The 18092-nt window shown below is 46.9% G+C and carries 31 protein-coding genes and 2 pseudogenes; all 33 read left to right on the top strand.

Annotation, left to right across the window (positions count from 1 at the left end):
- Window positions 1–8: 8 nt before the first annotated feature.
- The 33 genes and pseudogenes from rplV (at window position 9) to ON063_RS05455 (ending at window position 17780) form a co-directional block, all read left to right on the top strand.
- Window positions 9–341 (top strand): 50S ribosomal protein L22, encoded by a 333-nt coding sequence (rplV, locus tag ON063_RS05610; RefSeq protein WP_274664493.1) that lies wholly within the window; start codon window positions 9–11, stop codon window positions 339–341.
- A 13-nt stretch (window positions 342–354) separates the two neighbouring features.
- The gene (rpsC, locus tag ON063_RS05605) at window positions 355–1014 is read left to right on the top strand and encodes a 30S ribosomal protein S3 (protein WP_012727671.1); all 660 of its coding nucleotides are present in this window, start codon (window positions 355–357) and stop codon (window positions 1012–1014) included.
- A 32-nt stretch (window positions 1015–1046) separates the two neighbouring features.
- Complete coding sequence (gene rplP / locus ON063_RS05600) at window positions 1047–1484, top strand: 50S ribosomal protein L16 (RefSeq protein WP_012727670.1); 438 nt, start codon at window positions 1047–1049, stop codon at window positions 1482–1484.
- A complete protein-coding gene (rpmC, locus tag ON063_RS05595) occupies window positions 1471–1674 on the top strand; it encodes a 50S ribosomal protein L29 (protein ID WP_012727669.1) in 204 nt (67 codons plus the stop codon). The genes rplP and rpmC overlap by 14 nt, the downstream gene beginning before the upstream one ends.
- Before the next feature lie 32 nt (window positions 1675–1706).
- Complete coding sequence (rpsQ, locus tag ON063_RS05590) at window positions 1707–1967, top strand: 30S ribosomal protein S17 (RefSeq protein ID WP_012727668.1); 261 nt, start codon at window positions 1707–1709, stop codon at window positions 1965–1967.
- A 44-nt stretch (window positions 1968–2011) separates the two neighbouring features.
- Window positions 2012–2380 (top strand): 50S ribosomal protein L14, encoded by a 369-nt coding sequence (gene rplN / locus ON063_RS05585; RefSeq protein ID WP_026824839.1) that lies wholly within the window; start codon window positions 2012–2014, stop codon window positions 2378–2380.
- A gap of 36 nt (window positions 2381–2416) precedes the next feature.
- Entirely contained in the window at window positions 2417–2725 is a 309-nt protein-coding gene (rplX, locus tag ON063_RS05580) for a 50S ribosomal protein L24 (RefSeq protein WP_074032448.1), read from the top strand.
- A 32-nt stretch (window positions 2726–2757) separates the two neighbouring features.
- The gene (gene rplE / locus ON063_RS05575; RefSeq protein ID WP_012727665.1) at window positions 2758–3297 is read left to right on the top strand and encodes a 50S ribosomal protein L5; all 540 of its coding nucleotides are present in this window, start codon (window positions 2758–2760) and stop codon (window positions 3295–3297) included.
- Window positions 3298–3317: 20 nt separating this feature from the next.
- Complete coding sequence (rpsN, locus tag ON063_RS05570; RefSeq protein WP_012727664.1) at window positions 3318–3587, top strand: 30S ribosomal protein S14; 270 nt, start codon at window positions 3318–3320, stop codon at window positions 3585–3587.
- Between the two features lie 31 nt (window positions 3588–3618).
- The gene (rpsH, locus tag ON063_RS05565) at window positions 3619–4017 is read left to right on the top strand and encodes a 30S ribosomal protein S8 (RefSeq protein ID WP_012727663.1); all 399 of its coding nucleotides are present in this window, start codon (window positions 3619–3621) and stop codon (window positions 4015–4017) included.
- 33 nt (window positions 4018–4050) lie between these two features.
- Window positions 4051–4590, top strand: a complete 540-nt coding sequence (gene rplF / locus ON063_RS05560) for a 50S ribosomal protein L6 (RefSeq protein WP_012727662.1) — start codon at window positions 4051–4053, stop codon at window positions 4588–4590.
- A 34-nt stretch (window positions 4591–4624) separates the two neighbouring features.
- Complete coding sequence (gene rplR / locus ON063_RS05555; protein WP_074032453.1) at window positions 4625–4987, top strand: 50S ribosomal protein L18; 363 nt, start codon at window positions 4625–4627, stop codon at window positions 4985–4987.
- 20 nt (window positions 4988–5007) lie between these two features.
- The gene (gene rpsE / locus ON063_RS05550; RefSeq protein ID WP_012727660.1) at window positions 5008–5508 is read left to right on the top strand and encodes a 30S ribosomal protein S5; all 501 of its coding nucleotides are present in this window, start codon (window positions 5008–5010) and stop codon (window positions 5506–5508) included.
- A gap of 15 nt (window positions 5509–5523) precedes the next feature.
- The gene (rpmD, locus tag ON063_RS05545; RefSeq protein WP_012727659.1) at window positions 5524–5709 is read left to right on the top strand and encodes a 50S ribosomal protein L30; all 186 of its coding nucleotides are present in this window, start codon (window positions 5524–5526) and stop codon (window positions 5707–5709) included.
- A gap of 31 nt (window positions 5710–5740) precedes the next feature.
- Complete coding sequence (gene rplO / locus ON063_RS05540) at window positions 5741–6181, top strand: 50S ribosomal protein L15 (RefSeq protein ID WP_012727658.1); 441 nt, start codon at window positions 5741–5743, stop codon at window positions 6179–6181.
- Window positions 6181–7451, top strand: a pseudogene (gene secY / locus ON063_RS05535) (preprotein translocase subunit SecY). Before rplO ends, secY begins: the two are co-directional and overlap by 1 nt.
- A 79-nt stretch (window positions 7452–7530) precedes the next feature.
- Window positions 7531–8181, top strand: a complete 651-nt coding sequence (locus ON063_RS05530) for an adenylate kinase (RefSeq protein WP_012727656.1) — start codon at window positions 7531–7533, stop codon at window positions 8179–8181.
- Window positions 8178–8936, top strand: coding sequence for a type I methionyl aminopeptidase (map, locus tag ON063_RS05525; protein WP_074032461.1), 759 nt, complete (start codon window positions 8178–8180; stop codon window positions 8934–8936). Before ON063_RS05530 ends, map begins: the two co-directional genes overlap by 4 nt.
- Before the next feature lie 105 nt (window positions 8937–9041).
- The gene (gene infA, locus ON063_RS05520; RefSeq protein WP_021066622.1) at window positions 9042–9260 is read left to right on the top strand and encodes a translation initiation factor IF-1; all 219 of its coding nucleotides are present in this window, start codon (window positions 9042–9044) and stop codon (window positions 9258–9260) included.
- A gap of 30 nt (window positions 9261–9290) precedes the next feature.
- Window positions 9291–9404, top strand: a complete 114-nt coding sequence (gene rpmJ, locus ON063_RS05515) for a 50S ribosomal protein L36 (protein WP_003156543.1) — start codon at window positions 9291–9293, stop codon at window positions 9402–9404.
- A gap of 19 nt (window positions 9405–9423) precedes the next feature.
- On the top strand, window positions 9424–9789 hold the full coding sequence (rpsM, locus tag ON063_RS05510; protein WP_012727653.1) for a 30S ribosomal protein S13: 366 nt from the start codon (window positions 9424–9426) through the stop codon (window positions 9787–9789).
- Between the two features lie 16 nt (window positions 9790–9805).
- A complete protein-coding gene (gene rpsK / locus ON063_RS05505) occupies window positions 9806–10201 on the top strand; it encodes a 30S ribosomal protein S11 (RefSeq protein ID WP_012727652.1) in 396 nt (131 codons plus the stop codon).
- Window positions 10202–10293: 92 nt separating this feature from the next.
- Window positions 10294–11238 (top strand): DNA-directed RNA polymerase subunit alpha, encoded by a 945-nt coding sequence (locus tag ON063_RS05500; RefSeq protein WP_012727651.1) that lies wholly within the window; start codon window positions 10294–10296, stop codon window positions 11236–11238.
- A 24-nt stretch (window positions 11239–11262) separates the two neighbouring features.
- Window positions 11263–11616, top strand: coding sequence for a 50S ribosomal protein L17 (gene rplQ / locus ON063_RS05495; protein ID WP_012727650.1), 354 nt, complete (start codon window positions 11263–11265; stop codon window positions 11614–11616).
- 69 nt (window positions 11617–11685) lie between these two features.
- Window positions 11686–12522, top strand: coding sequence for an energy-coupling factor transporter ATPase (locus tag ON063_RS05490; RefSeq protein ID WP_074032463.1), 837 nt, complete (start codon window positions 11686–11688; stop codon window positions 12520–12522).
- Window positions 12498–13376 (top strand): energy-coupling factor transporter ATPase, encoded by an 879-nt coding sequence (locus ON063_RS05485; protein ID WP_274664492.1) that lies wholly within the window; start codon window positions 12498–12500, stop codon window positions 13374–13376. The genes ON063_RS05490 and ON063_RS05485 overlap by 25 nt, the downstream gene beginning before the upstream one ends.
- Entirely contained in the window at window positions 13373–14164 is a 792-nt protein-coding gene (locus tag ON063_RS05480) for an energy-coupling factor transporter transmembrane component T family protein (RefSeq protein ID WP_214876983.1), read from the top strand. The genes ON063_RS05485 and ON063_RS05480 overlap by 4 nt, the downstream gene beginning before the upstream one ends.
- The gene (truA, locus tag ON063_RS05475; protein WP_274664491.1) at window positions 14161–14901 is read left to right on the top strand and encodes a tRNA pseudouridine(38-40) synthase TruA; all 741 of its coding nucleotides are present in this window, start codon (window positions 14161–14163) and stop codon (window positions 14899–14901) included. Before ON063_RS05480 ends, truA begins: the two co-directional genes overlap by 4 nt.
- A 143-nt stretch (window positions 14902–15044) precedes the next feature.
- Window positions 15045–15482, top strand: a complete 438-nt coding sequence (gene rplM, locus ON063_RS05470) for a 50S ribosomal protein L13 (RefSeq protein WP_026824852.1) — start codon at window positions 15045–15047, stop codon at window positions 15480–15482.
- A gap of 25 nt (window positions 15483–15507) precedes the next feature.
- On the top strand, window positions 15508–15900 hold the full coding sequence (rpsI, locus tag ON063_RS05465) for a 30S ribosomal protein S9 (protein WP_012727644.1): 393 nt from the start codon (window positions 15508–15510) through the stop codon (window positions 15898–15900).
- A pseudogene (gene rpsI / locus ON063_RS14905) lies at window positions 15899–15958 on the top strand (30S ribosomal protein S9); the annotation flags it as partial. The gene rpsI (ON063_RS05465) and the pseudogene rpsI (ON063_RS14905), both read left to right, overlap by 2 nt.
- A 134-nt stretch (window positions 15959–16092) precedes the next feature.
- On the top strand, window positions 16093–17124 hold the full coding sequence (locus ON063_RS05460; RefSeq protein ID WP_074032486.1) for a P-loop NTPase: 1032 nt from the start codon (window positions 16093–16095) through the stop codon (window positions 17122–17124).
- An 11-nt stretch (window positions 17125–17135) separates the two neighbouring features.
- The gene (locus ON063_RS05455; protein WP_274664490.1) at window positions 17136–17780 is read left to right on the top strand and encodes a KinB-signaling pathway activation protein; all 645 of its coding nucleotides are present in this window, start codon (window positions 17136–17138) and stop codon (window positions 17778–17780) included.
- The last annotated feature ends 312 nt before the right edge of the window (window positions 17781–18092 follow it).

Below are 18092 nucleotides of genomic sequence, written 5' to 3'. Positions count from 1 at the left end.
TCAAATCCATGCAAGCTAAAGCATCAGCTAATATGGTCCGTCTTGCTCCTCGCAAAGCACGTCTCGTTGTAGACTTAATTCGCGGGAAACAAGTCGGCGAAGCGCTCTCTGTCCTTGCTCACACGAACAAGGCAGCATCGCCAGTCGTTGAAAAAGTAATAAAATCAGCGATTGCTAACGCAGAGCACAACTACGATATGAACATTGAGAACCTCGTTGTAACAGAAGCTTACGTAAACGAAGGTCCAACACTCAAACGCTTCCGCCCACGTGCGATGGGTCGCGCAAGCCGTATTAACAAACGCACAAGCCACATCCACATCGTGGTAACTGAGAAATAAGGAGGGATATGTAGTGGGTCAAAAGGTAAATCCGCACGGTCTTCGCGTTGGTGTTATCAAAGACTGGGATTCGCGTTGGTACGCTGAGAAAGACTACGCTGATCTCCTTCATGAAGACTTCGTTATTCGTGAATACATCGAAAACAAAATGAAGGATGCTAGTGTTTCTAAAGTTGAAATCGAACGCGCTGCAAACCGCGTGAACATTTCGCTTCACACTGCGAAGCCAGGTATGGTAATCGGTAAAGGTGGTTCTGAAATCGAATCACTCCGTAAACACATTACAAAAATCGCTGACGGAAAACGCGTTCACATCAACGTTGTTGAAGTGAAAAACGCTGACGCTGTTGCGAAGCTTGTAGCAGAAAACATTGCTCGTCAATTGGAAGGTCGTGTATCATTCCGTCGTGCAATGAAACAATCAATTCAACGTTCGATGCGTACTGGCATCAAAGGGATCAAAACAGAAGTTTCTGGTCGTCTTGGTGGCGCTGATATCGCTCGTTCAGAGAAATACTCGGAAGGAACAGTTCCACTTCACACACTCCGTGCCGACATCGACTACGGAACAGCTGAAGCTGACACAACTTACGGTAAAATCGGCGTAAAAGTTTGGTTATACCACGGTGAAGTTCTTCCAACAAAAAACAACACAGCGAAAAACGCTGAATAATAAACACTCTTTCAGGAAGGAGGCAACACACTATGTTGTTACCTAAACGCGTGAAATATCGTCGTGTACACCGTGGTAAAATGCGCGGGAATGCTAAACGCGGCACAACTGTACACTTCGGTGAGTTCGGTCTCCAAGCTCTCGAAGCGAGCTGGATTACAAACCGTCAAATCGAATCAGCACGTATTGCAATGACACGTTATATGAAACGTGGTGGTAAAGTGTGGATCAAGATCTTCCCACACAAGCCGTACACTAAAAAGCCTCTCGAAGTCCGAATGGGTTCGGGTAAAGGTGCTCCAGAAGGCTGGGTAGCTGTAGTTAAGCCTGGCAAAGTAATGTTCGAAATCGCAGGTGTATCTGAGGAAGTGGCACGTGAGGCACTTCGTCTTGCATCGCACAAACTTCCAGTAAAATGTAAGTTCGTGAAACGTGAAGAAAATGGTGGTGATACGAATGAAAGCAACTGATCTCCGTCAATCAACAACTGAAGAGCTCAACGGTAAAGTGGGCGAGTGGAAAGAAGAACTCTTTAACCTTCGCTTCCAACTTGCTACAGGTCAGCTTGAGAATCCTGCTCGTATCCGTGAAGTACGCAAGTCGATTGCGCGTGCTAAAACGATTCTTCGTGAACGCGAACTCGGCATCAACAACGGCTAATTACATCGGATTCTTGAGAGGAGGTAACACTCATGGAACGCAACAACCGTAAAGTGTTCACTGGTCGCGTCGTGTCTGACAAAATGGACAAAACGATCGTCGTCGCAGTAGAAACAAAGGTTCGTCATAAACTTTATGGCAAACGTGTAAACTACACGAAGAAATATAAAGCACACGATGAGAACAACGTCGCTAAAGTGGGCGATATCGTTCGCATCGCGGAAACACGTCCTCTTTCTAAAGACAAACGTTTCCGTCTTGTAACAGTAGTAGAAGAATCAGTAATCATCTAATAACAGTTCGGATTTATTAAACATCCGGAGGGAGGTACACTCGCATGATTCAACAAGAATCTCGCTTGAAAGTAGCAGACAACTCTGGCGCGCGTGAACTGTTGACAATTAAGGTTCTCGGTGGTTCTGGTCGTAAGACTGCAAACATCGGTGACGTTATCGTCGCTACGGTAAAACAAGCAACACCAGGTGGCGTTGTTAAAAAAGGTGACGTTGTCAGAGCAGTTGTCGTTCGTACAAAACGCGGCGCTCGTCGTAAAGATGGTTCGTACATCCGTTTCGATGAGAACGCAGCAGTCATTATCAAAGATGACAAGAGCCCACGCGGCACACGGATCTTCGGGCCAGTTGCACGTGAACTTCGTGAAAAAGAATTCATGAAGATCGTTTCGTTGGCACCGGAAGTACTTTAATTTCCAATTTCAATCCTATAAGGAGGTGCGCAAACGATGCATGTTAAAAAAGGCGATACAGTCCAGGTAATGTCTGGTAAAGATAAAGGCAAGCAAGGGGTTATCCTCAAAGCTATGCCAAGCAAAAACCGCGTAGTGGTTGAAGGCGTAAACGTGATGAAAAAACACTCAAAACCTTCACAAGCGAATCCACAAGGCGGGATCCTTGAGATCGAAGCACCAATTCACGTCTCGAACGTAATGCCACTCGACCCTAAAACTGGCAAACCAACTCGCGTTGGTTTCAAAGTAGTCGATGGTAAAAAAGTTCGTGTCGCGAAATCGGGCGAATCACTCGATAAATAAGAAGAACGTGACGAAAGGAGGTCCATTCGACTATGAACCGTTTGCAAGAGAAGTATAAAAGCGACATCGTGAAAGCGATGATGGATAAATTCAACTATGACTCGGTCATGCAAGTACCGAAAATCGAAAAGATCGTCATCAACATGGGTGTAGGTGATGCTGTTTCGAACTCGAAAGCACTTGACATGGCAGTTGAAGAATTAACAATTCTTTCAGGTCAAAAACCACTCGTAACGAAAGCGAAGAAATCAATCGCTGGTTTCAAGCTTCGTGAAGGTATGCCAATCGGTGCGAAGGTTACACTTCGTGGCGAGCGTATGTACGATTTCCTCGACAAATTGGTAACTGTTTCACTTCCACGTGTACGTGACTTCCGCGGTGTATCGAAGAAAGCATTCGACGGACGCGGTAACTACACGCTTGGCGTGAAAGAGCAACTTATTTTCCCTGAGATCGATTACGATAAAGTATCTAAAGTACGCGGTATGGACATCGTTGTTGTTACAACAGCAAACACAGACGAAGAAGCACGTGAATTGCTCACACTTCTCGGTATGCCATTCCAAAAATAATCTAGAGGGAGGTCGACAACATGGCTAAAAAGTCAATGGTGAATCGCGAACTTAAACGCGAGAAACTCGTTGCCCAGTACGCTGAAAAGCGTGCGAAGTTGAAAGCTGAAGGCGATTATATCGGACTCAGCAAATTGCCACGTAACTCGTCACCTGTACGCTTGCACAACCGTTGCAGCATCACAGGTCGTCCGCATGGTTACATGGGTAAATTCGGGATCAGCCGTATCAAGTTCCGTGATCTTGCATACAAAGGTCAAATCCCTGGTGTTAAAAAAGCAAGCTGGTAATCCACTAACAGTGTGAAAGGAGGTACATCGCATGGTAATGACAGACCCTATTGCAGATATGCTTACACGTATCCGTAACGCTAACATGGTTCGCCATGAAAAAATGGAGCTTCCAGCTTCGAACATTAAACGTGAGATCGCTGAAATCCTTAAGCGTGAAGGTTTCATTCGCGATGTTGAATATATCGAGGACGCTAAACAAGGTACACTTCGTCTTTTCCTTAAATATGGAGCAAGCAACGAACGTGTAATCACTGGTCTCAAACGTATTTCGAAACCAGGTCTTCGCGTATACGCAAAAGCTGATGAAGTGCCTAAAGTACTCGGAGGACTCGGAATCGCAGTTCTTTCGACATCTAAAGGTCTTATGACTGATAAAGAAGCTCGCCAACAACAAGTCGGCGGCGAAGTGATCGCCTACATCTGGTAAGTCACTTTTCTAACAAGAACGGAGGTGTAATCAATGTCACGTATTGGTAAAAAACCAGTTACGATTCCTGCTGGCGTTACTGTAACAGTTGCTAATGACAACACGGTCACAGTAAAAGGTGCTAAAGGTGAACTTTCGCTTTCAGCTAACCCGGCATTGGAAATCAAAGTTGAAGAGAACGAATTGACGGTTGTTCGTCCAGACGAATCGAAAGAAAGCCGCACAATTCACGGTACGACACGTGCCCTTATTGCCAACATGGTACAAGGTGTGTCGAACGGATTCCAAAAAACACTTGAGATCTCGGGGGTTGGTTACCGTGCTACGAAGCAAGGTAACAAACTCGTCCTCAACCTCGGCTACTCGCACCCAATCGAGTACGTTGCTGAGGAAGGTATCGAAATCGAAGTTCCTTCAAACACGCAAATCATCGTAAAAGGGATTAACAAAGAGCGCGTCGGTCACGTTGCTGCTCAAATCCGCTCGTACCGTGCTCCAGAACCTTACAAAGGTAAAGGTGTTCGTTACTCTGATGAACGTATTCGCCGTAAAGAAGGTAAGACTGGTAAGTAATTCGTCACGAAATGAACGGAAAGGAGTGGCATAAATGATCACAAAGGCAGATAAAAATGCAGTTCGTAAAAAACGTCATGCTCGCGTACGTCGTACGATCTCGGGGACAGCAGCTCGTCCACGTTTGAACGTATTCCGTTCGAGCAAGCACATTTACGTTCAACTTATCGATGACGCAGCACAAACAACGCTTGTGTCTGCATCTTCGAAAGATAAAGCTCTCGATCTTACAAATGGCGGTAACGTTGAAGCAGCGAAAGCTGTTGGTAAACTTGCTGCAGAACGTGCACTCGAGAAAGGTATCGACACAGTTGTGTTCGACCGTGGTGGATACCTCTATCATGGCCGCGTCAAAGCTGTTGCAGAAGCAGCTCGTGAAGCAGGTCTTAAATTCTAATAAAAAGGAGGGGACACTCGATGCGCCAGTTAGACGTTAACATGGAACAACTTGAAGAACGCGTTGTTACCGTAAACCGCGTCGCGAAAGTCGTAAAAGGTGGCCGCCGCTTCCGTTTTGCTGCTCTCGTAGTCGTAGGTGACAAAAATGGTCACGTCGGTTTCGGTACAGGTAAGGCACAAGAGGTGCCAGAAGCGATTCGCAAGGCTATTGAAGCCGCTAAGAAAAACATGGTACAAGTACCTATGGTTGGTACAACAATTCCACACGAAATCACAGGAGTATTCGGAGCAGGTCGTGTATTCATGAAACCAGCTTCTGAAGGTACTGGGGTTATCGCTGGTGGTCCAGTTCGTGCGGTGCTCGAACTTGCAGGTGTAGGTGACATCCTTTCGAAATCGTTAGGTTCAAACACACCGATCAACATCGTCCGTGCGACGGTACAGGGCTTGACTGAGCTCAAAAAAGCAGAGGAAGTTGCTAAACTACGTGGTAAAAGCGTAGAAGAACTTCTTAACTAAGGGAGGGAACTAGACATGGCGAAACTCGCAATCACCCTCACACGCAGCACAATTGGTCGTCCGGAAGGTCAGCGTGTTACTGTACGTACACTCGGTCTTCGCAAAATGCATCAAACGGTCGTTGTCCCAGACAACGTCGCGATGCGCGGTATGATCAATAAAGTGTCGCACCTTGTGACTGTAAAAGAAATCAACGAATAATAAAGATTTTAATAAATAAGGAGGTGCCACTATGAAACTCCATGAATTGAAGCCAACTCCAGGTTCACGTCACGAACGTAACCGTGTCGGTCGCGGTATGGCGACTGGTAACGGTAAAACTTCTGGCCGTGGACACAAAGGTCAAAAAGCTCGTTCGGGCGGTGGCGTTCGTCCAGGATTCGAAGGTGGACAAAACCCACTTTACCGTCGTCTTCCAAAACGCGGTTTCAACAACCCAACTCGTAAAGAGTACGCGGTTGTTTCCCTAGACACGCTTAACCGTTTCGAAGCAGGTACTGAAGTTACTCCAGAACTCTTAATCGAGACTGGTGTAGTCAGCTCTGCTAAAGACGGAATCAAGGTCCTTGCTAACGGCAAGCTTGAAACTAAATTGACTGTAAAAGCCAACAAGTTCTCGGGTGCAGCGAAAGAAGCAATCGAAGCAGCTGGCGGTACAGTTGAGGTGATCTGATGTTTCAGACGATCTCCAATATGTGGCGCGTGAAAGATATTCGACAGCGTATTCTCTTCACACTCGCAATCATCATCATTTTCCGCATCGGGGCTCATATCCCGGTGCCGATGGTGAATACGGATGTGTTGCGTTTTGACTCAGGAGGTCTTCTTGACTTCTTGAACTTGTTTGGAGGAAATGCTTTACAGAACTTCTCCTTGTTCGCAATGGGGATCATGCCGTACATTACGGCATCGATCGTTGTGCAACTTTTACAAATGGACGTCGTTCCAAAGTTTGCCGAATGGGCAAAACAAGGAGAGGCGGGCCGTAAAAAGTTAGCGACGGTCACGCGCTATGGGACGATCATCTTAGGCTTTGTCCAAGCGACACCCGCCTCTACCCAGGTCTCGTCAATGAAACATGGGGAACGGCAACTTACTTTGTGATCGCGATTGTACTCACTGCGGGTACAGCGTTCTTGATGTTCCTTGGTGAGATGACAACGGAGAAAGGTGTTGGGAATGGTATTTCCATCATTATTTTCGCTGGTATCGTCGCTGGGTTCCCAAGAATCTTTACGCAGATTTATGAAACAAAACTCCAAAACGCTGGAGATGCATTGTTCATTAACATCGTTTACTTGGTTGTATTGGCCCTTGTCATTTTGGCTGTGACGGTTGGGATCATTTATGTTCAACAAGCGGCACGCAAAATTCCAATCCAATATGCAAAACGCACGGCAAACCGTACCCCAGTGGGCGGTCAGTCGACGCACTTGCCGATCAAGCTAAACGCTGCAGGTGTTATCCCGGTAATCTTCGCGATTTCCTTCATGGTAACACCACCAACTGTTGCAAGCTTCATTGCTTCTCCAGAGACAACGCAAAAATTACAGACGTACTTTGACACGACGGCGCCAATCGGAATGTCGATTTACGTTGCGTTAATCATTGCGTTCTCTTACTTCTATACATTTGTTCAGGTCAACCCAGAGCAGATGGCAGAAAACCTGCAGAAGCAAGGTGGTTATATTCCTGGGATTCGTCCTGGGGCGCAAACAGAACAGTACATCACGAAGTTGCTGTATCGATTGACTTTCTTCGGAGCGATTTTCTTATCGCTTGTGGCGATCATGCCGACAATCTTCATTAAGCTTGCCGGTCTTCCAACTTCCGTTCAAATCGGAGGAACGAGCTTATTGATCGTCATCGGGGTAGCCCTCGAAACGATGAAACAAATCGAGAGTCAACTTGTAAAACGACACTATAAAGGCTTTATCCGTTAAAGCGGAAGGAAGGGTTGACCCTTCCTTCCTGTCGTGTTTACAAGCCCTTCGTGAAAATCAAAACTGGAGGCTAACCGAGATGAATCTAGTACTCATGGGCTTACCGGGTGCTGGGAAAGGGACTCAAGCTGCTAAAATCGTAGAAGAGTACCAAATCCCTCACATTTCGACAGGCGACATGTTTCGTGCGGCAATCAAAGGCGGAACGCCACTCGGTAAAGAAGCCAAGTCATTCATGGATAAAGGCGAACTCGTACCGGATGAGGTAACAATCGGAATCGTACGCGAACGTCTTAGCCAAGATGACACTGAAAAAGGTTTCTTACTTGATGGATTCCCGCGTACTGTTGCTCAAGCAGAGGCACTCGAAAGTTTGCTTAAAGATTTGGGGAAACAGATTGACCACGTCGTCAACATCGATGTGGATGCGGAAATTCTCGTTCCACGTTTGACAGGTCGTTGGATCTGCCCAACATGTGGTGCGACATATCACGTGATCTTCAACCCACCAAAAGTGGAAGGCATCTGTGATGTGGATGGGTCGGCTCTCATGCAACGTGAAGACGATAAAGAGGAAACGGTTCGCCGTCGCCTTGACGTCAACATCGAGCAATCGAAACCACTCATTGACTTTTACGCTGAAAAAGGGTATCTTCGTACATTGGATGGAGATCGTCCAATCGATGTCGTATATGCCGATGTCAAAGCATTACTCGGTGATACTGAATGATCATCACGAAGACGCCTCGTGAAATTGCGATTATGCGTGAGGCTGGGCAAATTGTTGCTCGAACGCACCAGGTGCTCAAACAGCACATAAAACCAGGAATCACGACGCTTGAGCTCGACCAGATTGCGGAAGATTACATTCGCAGCCAAGGTGCGACGCCATCGTTTAAAGGCTATAACGGTTTTACCGGTAGTGTTTGCGCTTCGGTGAATGAAGAGCTTGTTCATGGCATTCCAGGAAAACGGGTATTGAAAGATGGAGATATTATCTCAATCGACATCGGTGCCTACTATAATGGATACCATGGAGATTCCGCTTGGACTTATCCAGTGGGAACAATCTCAGAAGAGACACAGCGGCTACTTGACGTAACCGAAGAAAGTCTGTATAAAGGATTGGAGCACGCCAAGGCTGGAGGGCGATTGACAGATATTTCTCATGCGATTCAAGCATATGTTGAATCACACGATTTCTCTGTCGTCCGCGAATACGTCGGTCATGGTGTTGGACAAAATTTGCATGAAGAACCGCAAATTCCACACTATGGTCCACCGGGGAAAGGGCCGCGCCTGAAGACTGGGATGACGTTAGCTATTGAACCAATGGTTAATGCTGGTCAACGCTATGTTCGAACACTGGCTGATAACTGGACAGTTGTCACAGTGGACGGTAGCATGTGCGCCCACTTTGAGCACACCATCGCCATCACAGACGATGGATACGAGATTTTAACGAAACTCGATTCCGGTGAATGAGGCTCTATTGTTTCATACTGATCCATTCTGGATCCTTCTCTCACAGTAGATGGCAATAGATCGTCTGTGCTCCTAAAGATCTTCATATAGAAAGGGGAATAAATGATGGCGAAACAAGATGTCATTGAAGTGGAAGGCACTGTTGTCGAACCACTTCCGAACGCAATGTTTAAAGTGGAGTTAGAAAACGGCCACACGGTGCTCGCGCACGTCTCAGGGAAAATTCGGATGCACTACATTCGGATCCTTCCAGGTGACCGCGTAACTGTTGAGTTGTCTCCATACGACTTGACTCGCGGGCGGATTACGTACCGTTATAAGTAACTCCGATTTTTCCAGGAGGAGGGTATACTCATGAAAGTAAGACCGTCGGTAAAACCGATTTGCGAAAAATGTAAAGTTATTCGCCGTAAGGGTAAAGTAATGGTAATTTGCGAAAACCCGAAACACAAACAAAAACAAGGTTAATTTCAGAGGAGGTGCACACATGGCACGTATTGCTGGTGTAGATATTCCACGCGAAAAACGTATCGTTATTTCGCTCACATACATCTATGGTATTGGTAAAACAAAAGCACAAGAAATTTTGAAGGCTGCTAACGTTTCTGAAGAGACACGCACACGCGACCTTACTGAAGATGAACTCAACCGTATCCGTGAAGCAATTGACGGAATCAAAGTTGAAGGTGACCTTCGTCGTGAAGTTTCACTTAACATCAAACGTTTGATCGAGATCGGCGCATACCGCGGTATCCGTCATCGCCGTAGTCTCCCTGTTCGCGGTCAAAACACGAAGAACAACTCGCGTACTCGTAAAGGCCCACGCCGTACAGTAGCGAACAAGAAGAAGTAAAGGAGGGAATTGAACAATGGCGAAACGTAAGCAAAACGTACGTTCTAAACGTAAAGTTAAAAAACATGTTGAAGTCGGTGTGGTACACATCCGTTCTACATTCAACAACACAATCATTACAATCACTGACACGCAAGGTAACGCGATCTCATGGGCTACTTCTGGTAACCTTGGATTTAAAGGATCACGTAAATCGACTCCGTTCGCAGCACAAATGGCTGCTGAAACTGCAGCGAAAGTTGCAATGGACAACGGTATGCGTACAGTAGAAGTTAACGTTAAAGGTCCTGGTGCTGGACGTGAAGCGGCTATCCGTGCGCTCCAAGCTACTGGTCTCGAAGTTACTGCAATCCGTGACGTAACTCCAGTTCCGCACAACGGTTGCCGCCCTCCGAAACGTCGCCGCGTATAATCGCTTGAACGTGTGAGGGGTTTACCTAGCACGACAGCTTATACTTTAGCAGTTCAAACTGCACGGCAGGATATACTCAAGGAGGGGTTCAGATGATCGAGATTGAAAAACCAAAGATCGAAACGGTCGAAATCAGCGAGGACGCTACGTTTGGTAAATTCGTAGTAGAACCGCTTGAACGTGGATATGGCACTACTCTCGGTAACTCACTACGTCGAATTCTATTGTCATCGCTCCCAGGTGCAGCGGTAACAGCGGTTCAAATCGATGGCGTGCTTCACGAGTTCTCTACGATTGACGGTGTCGTCGAAGACGTTACTCAAATCGTACTAAACCTCAAGAAGTTAGCACTCAAAGTGTACTCGGAAGAAGAGAAAACGCTTGAGATTAACGTTTCAAGTGCCGGTGCTGTCACTGCGGCAGACATTACCCATGATAGCGACGTTGAAATCTTGAATCCTGAGCTCCACATCGCGACTCTCGCTGACAATGCGACGCTTCGCATGCGTTTGACTGCTCGCCGTGGTCGTGGTTACGTCCAGGCAGAAGATAACAAACGTGATGATATGCCGATTGGGGTCATTCCAATCGATTCGATCTATACACCGATTCAACGCGTGAACTACGAAGTAGATAAAACACGTGTCGGTCAAGACGCTAGCTTTGATAAGCTTTTATTAGACGTGTGGACAGATGGTTCAATTCGTCCGGAAGAAGCTGTGTCATTAGGAGCAAAAATTTTGACTGAACACTTGAACATCTTCGTTGGTTTGACAGATGAGGCTCTCAACGCAGAAATCATGGTCGAGAAAGAAGAAGACCAAAAAGAAAAAGTACTCGAAATGACGATTGAAGAACTCGATCTCTCAGTTCGTTCGTACAACTGCTTGAAGCGCGCTGGCATCAACACTGTTCAAGAACTCGCAAACAAATCAGAGGAAGAGATGATGAAAGTTCGTAACCTCGGACGTAAATCACTCGAAGAAGTTCAACACAAGTTGGACGAACTCGGTTTGGGCTTGCGTAAAGAAGACTAAGTTCAACCGAAGGAGGGAAATGTAATGGCTTATTCGAAACTTGGCCGTACAAGCTCGCAACGCAAGGCGCTTTTGCGTGATCTTGCAACTGACCTAATCATCAACGAGCGCATTCAAACAACTGAACAAAAAGCGAAAGAACTTCGCCCAGTCGTTGAAAAATTGATCACTCTTGGGAAACGTGGCGATCTTCATGCCCGTCGTCAAGTAGCTTCATTCGTTCGTAAGGAGAACGCTGGAGAAAAAGACGCAATCCAAAAATTGTTCGAAGACGTGGCTCCACGCTACGCTGAACGTCAAGGTGGATACACGCGCATCATGAAAGTCGGCCCACGCCGCGGTGATGGTGCAGAAGTTGTAATCATCGAACTCGTCTAATTCATTAGGCAGTCAACAGGGCATGCGGTGACGTATTGCCCTGTTTCCACATCAGAAAGGAGTCGACCTATGGAATCACAAATTATGGTACGGGACGTCGTATTTCATTACCCTGGACAGTCTGAGCCGGCACTTAACGGCCTGTCGCTCGATGTATATAAAGGGGAATGGCTTGCGATTGTCGGCCATAATGGTTCTGGTAAGTCGACACTGACGAAGTTGTGGAACGGACTTCTTATTCCTGAACAGGGGGAAGTCCGCGTCGAGACACTCGATCCATCGAACGCCGCAGACGTGTGGGACGTTCGAACGCGGATCGGGGTCGTCTTTCAAAATCCCGACAATCAATTTGTCGGGGCGACCGTGCGCGATGATGTGGCATTTTCTCTCGAAAACATGGGACTTCCACGTCAAGAAATGGTTCGTCGAATTGATGACAGTCTAGCGCGCGTTGGATTATCGGAACTAGCGGACCGTGAACCGCATCAGTTATCCGGTGGACAAAAGCAGCGCGTTGCGATAGCTGCGGCTCTCGCAATGCGCCCGCGTGTCCTCGTGCTCGATGAAGCGACCTCGATGCTCGACCCAATTGGGCGACAAGAGGTATTACAAACGGTACGACAGCTCGTCTCAGAAGGGATGACCGTTGTCGCCATTACACACGAGCTCGACGAAGTGTTGTTTGCCGACCGTATCATTGCATTATCGAAAGGTAAGATTGCGATGACCGGTACACCTGAAGACGTGTTTCAACATCCCGATCAGCTTCGTGACATTCAATTGGATGTTCCGTTCATTGTCCGGATGCAACTCGAACTGAAGGCACGTGGCATTCCACTCGATCGTCTGATGCTACAACATTCGGAGTTGGTGAACCATCTATGCCGATACGCATTGAAGAAGTAACATATCAATATCAAATGAATACTCCGTTTGAACGAACCGCGCTGCGCGATGTGAATGTAACCATTCCGTCGGGAGCGCTTGTTGCGTTTCTTGGGCATACGGGCTCTGGGAAATCAACACTCGTTCAACATATGAACGGCTTATTACGACCGACTGATGGACGTGTCGTGGTCGATGACATCACGGTCACACCAATTCGAACGCGTCGTGATAAAAAACAAAATCTCTTGCCGCTTCGGCGTCGCGTTGGGCTCGTCTTTCAATATCCTGAGCACCAATTGTTTGAAGAGACGGTCGAACGCGACGTCATGTTCGGTCCGCGCAACTTTGGCGCGACAGATGCCGAAGCAAAAGAGCGTGCCCATGAGGCACTTCGTCTCGTCGGTTTAGATGAATCACTATGGGACCGTTCTCCATTCGACCTTTCTGGGGGGCAAATGCGTCGCGTCGCAATTGCGGGCGTCTTAGCAAGCCGCCCCGACGTCCTCATCGTCGACGAACCGACAGCGGGTCTCGATCCGATTGGCAGACGAGATATGCTGGCATTATTTAAACGATTACGAGAAGAGCTGAATCTGACGCTGATTCTCGTTTCTCACGATATGGATGACGTGCTCACTTACGCGGAACGCGCCGTCGTGATGGAGCGTGGACAGGTAGCGTTCGATGGCGATCCGTTTGAGTTGTTTCAGGATGAAGCTCTCGTACGTCGTCTCCAACTTGATATCCCGCACGTTCTCCGATTCGCCCGTGATCTAGCGCCGGCTTTTGGGGAAACGGTCACTCCACTCGTACGAACGGAGGCCGAATTAGCGGATTGGATCGCAGAGCACTTGAGAGGGGGAGCCATATGATTATTGGTCAATATATACCGGGTCATTCCTGGCTCCATTCACTCGATGCCCGTGCGAAGACACTCTTTATTTTAGGATTTATCCCGGTCGTATTTTTAGCGGATAACTTATGGACGAACTTGTTTCTACTAGCGTTCACGTTATTTGCGGTGAAACTATCACAACTATCGTGGCGTTATTTATGGAATGGCTTACGGATGATTCTTTTCTTGATCGTCTTCACGTTGATCTTGCAGTTATTATTTAATCGTGACGGGACACTCCTTTTTGAATTTGGTCCGATTGCCATTTACTCAGAAGGGATTCGGATGGGACTGATTGTCTCACTCCGGTTCTTCTATCTCGTCATGTTGACGACTCTCGTCACGTTGACGACGACGCCAATGGAATTGACCGATTCGATTGAAGCGGGTCTGCGACCGTTTGAGCGGATTCGTGTACCGGCACACGAGATTGCCTTGATGTTATCCATCTCGCTTCGCTTCTTACCAACTCTTGCAGACGAGACAGACCGAATCATGAAAGCCCAGCAAGCACGAGGGGTTGATTTGATGAGTGGTCCATGGAAGTCTCGTTTAAAAGGAGTCATCCCTTTATTGATTCCATTGTTCATCTCGGCGTTTAAGCGCGCTGAGGACCTCGCTACGGCGATGGAGGCTCGTGGGTATCGCGGGGGTGAAGGACGGACGAGGTTGCGCGAGATGGAGTGGCAGACGCGTGATACAGCAGTACTGCTGATTTTTGTCGCGTTAACACTCATATTGTTCGGATTGAGAGGGATTGGATGAGACGGATTAAACTGACAGTTGCCTATGACGGGACACACTACGCGGGATATCAAGTACAGCCAAATGGGAACACGATTCAAGCGGAGATTGAGGCAGTTCTCACACGAATGCATCGCCATCCCGTCAAAATTGTCGCCTCAGGTCGTACAGACGCTCGTGTCCATGCCTTAGGACAAGTGATTCATTTTGACACTTCGTTACAGATGCCGGCGGAGCGGTTTGTCAAAGCGTTGAACGCGATGTTGCCCGACGACATCCTCGTCAAACAAGCAGAAGAAGCGGATGCTGGGTTCCATGCTCGATATGGGGCGAAGCGAAAAGAGTATCGCTATCATATCCGTAAGACCGAGGATCCATTCAGAAGGCACTATGCTGCCACGGTGACGTATGACCTTAGCCTTGATCGAATGCGTGAGGCGATGGAGCGGCTAGTCGGCACCCACGACTTTACATCGTTCTCTGTGACAAAGGCGGAAGTCGAGGACCGTGTTCGTACCATCTTTGAAGCAGAAGTGCTCGAAATGGGGGATGAGATCGTATTCCGTTTCGTCGGTTCTGGTTTCTTATATAATCAAGTACGTATCATGGTAGGGACGGTCATTGAGGTAGGGAGAGGCAAATATAAGCCGGCTGACATCACCGAAATGCTGGAAGCGAAAGACCGCCGTATGGCGGGGATTACCGCGCCCCCACACGGTTTGTATTTATGGAATGTGAATTATGAAAAAGTAGATTGACATTCCCTCTATAAAATCGTATTATATTCATTGGCATTTCATTTTCACATTTAGAGATGAACCACAATCTTAGCCCCGTAAACTAGGATTATGATAAAGCATCAAAAAAATTAAGTGAACAGACATTTTAGGAGGTATTCCACATGCGCACAACATTCATGGCTAAAGCATCTGAAGTAGAACGCAAATGGCTCCTTATCGACGCAGAAGGCAAAACACTCGGTCGTTTGACTAGTGAAGTAGCATCACTTCTTCGCGGTAAGCACAAGCCGACTTTCACACCACACGTTGATTGCGGAGACCACGTCATCATCATCAACGCTGAGAAAATCAAATTGACTGGTAACAAATTGAATGACAAGATTTACTACCGTCATTCAGGTCATCCAGGCGGCTTGAAATCACAAACTGCAAAAGAGCTTCTCGCAAAACGTCCAGAGCGTATGCTTGAACTCGCGATCAAAGGGATGCTTCCAAAAGGATCACTCGGTCGTCAACAATTCAACAAACTCCACGTTTACGCTGGAACTGAACACAAGCATGAAGCACAAAAACCAGAAGTTTACGAACTTCGCGGTTAATCGAGACACAGGGAGGAACTAAACGATGGCAGATGTACGTTACTACGGAACAGGCCGCCGCAAACACTCGGTGGCTCGCGTTCACCTCGTTGCAGGTGACGGTAAAGTTGTTGTAAATGGCCGCGATATCTCAGAATACTTCGGTCATGAGACTTTAATCATGATGGCTAAATCACCACTCGTATTGACTGAAACAGAAGGTAAATACGATGTAATCGTTAACGTTAACGGTGGTGGATACACTGGACAAGCTGGAGCGATTCGCCACGGCGTATCACGTGCGCTTCTTCAAGCGGACCCAGAATTCCGTCCAAGCCTCAAAGAAAAAGGCTTCTTAACTCGTGACGCTCGTATGAAAGAACGTAAAAAATACGGTCTTAAAGCAGCACGTCGCGCACCACAATTCTCGAAGCGTTAAACGTAAAAAATACGGTCTTAAAGCAGCACGTCGCGCACCACAATTCTCGAAGCGTTAATCTTCGCGAAGTGGTTCGAACTCTCCATCCTTTCGGGTGGAGAGTTTTTTGTTTGAATTAGTCGATTCCAAAGCCGTCAAGAAAACGCTTTTTTTGATATACTGATATCGAAACAGTTATAAGGGGGAAGCGATATGCTTACAGTAGAGCAAGTACGCGAGGAATTGGCGGGGCTCGTTGATCCAACGATCAACCGAACGCTTGGAGATACAGCGGGAGTCAAAGACATCCGCATTAAAGAAGATTACGTCAGTGTAAAAGTGGCACTCGGACAAACAGGGAGCGGGGAACAGCTTCAGTTACAACAAGAGATTGTCACATTGCTCAAGGGGAAAGGCTTTAAGACGGTCGGGCTTCGCTTTGAAGCATTGAACGATGAAAGTTTGAAGGAGGCAACGAAGCCAGCAATCCTTCGTGAGAATTCAGGAACGACATTTATCGCGATTGCTTCAGGTAAAGGTGGCGTAGGGAAGTCGACAGTATCCGTCAACTTAGCGGTTGCGCTTGCACGTGCTGGGAAGAAAGTTGGATTGATCGACGCGGACATTTACGGTTTCAGCGTTCCAGATATGCTCGGAATCGAAGAACGTCCAGTCGTTCGTGGAGAAAAAATCATTCCAGTTGAGCGATTTGGTGTAAAAGTCATCTCGATGGGCTTCTTTGTTGAAGATAATGCACCTGTTATCTGGCGCGGACCGATGCTCGGGAAGATGCTCAACAACTTCTTTAATGATGTGGAGTGGGGAGACCTTGACTATCTATTGCTCGACTTACCACCAGGAACAGGAGATGTCGCGCTCGATATCCACTCTATGCTCCCGTCATGTCAAGAGTTGATCGTGACGACACCTCACGCTACAGCAGCCTTCGTTGCTGCCCGTGCAGGAGCAATGGCGATTAAAACGAACCATAAAGTGTTAGGGATCATTGAAAACATGGCTTACTTCGAAAGTAAGGTCACAGGCGAGAAAGAATACGTATTTGGGTATGGCGGTGGAGAAAAACTCTCAGAAGCACTTAAGAGTAAACTCCTCGCTCAAATCCCACTCGGTCAGCCGTATGACAACGAAGAAGACTTTGCACCATCTGTCTATCGTGATGGGCATCCGTTTGAGCATACGTATGATGAGTTGGCGCAAGCAGTCATTCAACAAATAGAAGGGTGAATCGGTGAGAGATGAAAGTACAAGGTTTTTTACGTTTGTTTTGGACAACGCTCGTGTTTGGGACGTTGTTTGGGTTCCTGATGAATTTATTGGCGAACCCGGATTATTTGGTCAGTCAGTCCTGGGAAGCAATTGTCACGGCACTCAGTTACTCGAGTACATGGACCGGGATCAGCATGATGGGCTTCTTCGCCTACCTAATCATCCACCGAGTCGGTCTCGACTTGTTTAGAGGACCACGTCTATGGAATCGTGTTCAAGTATTGCTGATTGCTTTCGCAATCTTTGATGCCGTTTATTTACGAATGCTCGCATTTGGGAACGATCATATGTGGCGTTATATTGGTGAGATGGCTGTGCTATTAATTGTCGCTTGGGTAGTTGCTGTAAGTAAGGCGAAACAAACGAATATGAGTGCTTTCATTCCGACACTCTTCTTGATGACGGTGATTACGTTAATCGAATGGATTCCAGCGCTTCAAACAACTGATGAAATCCCATTACTTTGGCCAGCACTCGCGACACTCGTGTTTGCGAACGCCTATCAAGTATTGATGCTTCATCGTTTCCAACAGACTGGACAAGTTGCAGAGCCGACTTCTTCGGAAACAGCGAAGAAGAAAACAAAAAGGCAGATGTCTTCTAAGTCATCCTAACGATCGAGCGGTCGTGGATTACTCCTTGTCAGGGGTTGATCCACGACTGTTTTTTTCTTTTAGTGATGTTAATAGAAAAAAATAAAGTTTTTTTAGAAAAACAGTTGACGGTTTTTTAGGATGCTGATATATTAATAAACGTCGCTGATGTTGTTCACGAAACAATAATCAGAAAGCGAAAAAAATAATAAAAAGTAGTTGACTTTCACAAGTCAAATCGCTATTATTAAAAAGTCGCTAACACGACAACGATTGGTCTTTGAAAACTGAACGATGAGGCAAAAAAAGTTTTACAATTTTTGAATGAAGCGC

This window comes from Exiguobacterium sp. B2(2022) (assembly GCF_028823655.1).
GTDB lineage: Bacteria > Bacillota > Bacilli > Exiguobacteriales > Exiguobacteriaceae > Exiguobacterium > Exiguobacterium aestuarii_A.
The sequence above is the reverse complement of the archived record's forward strand: the minus strand, read 5'-3'. Positions and strand labels throughout refer to the sequence as shown.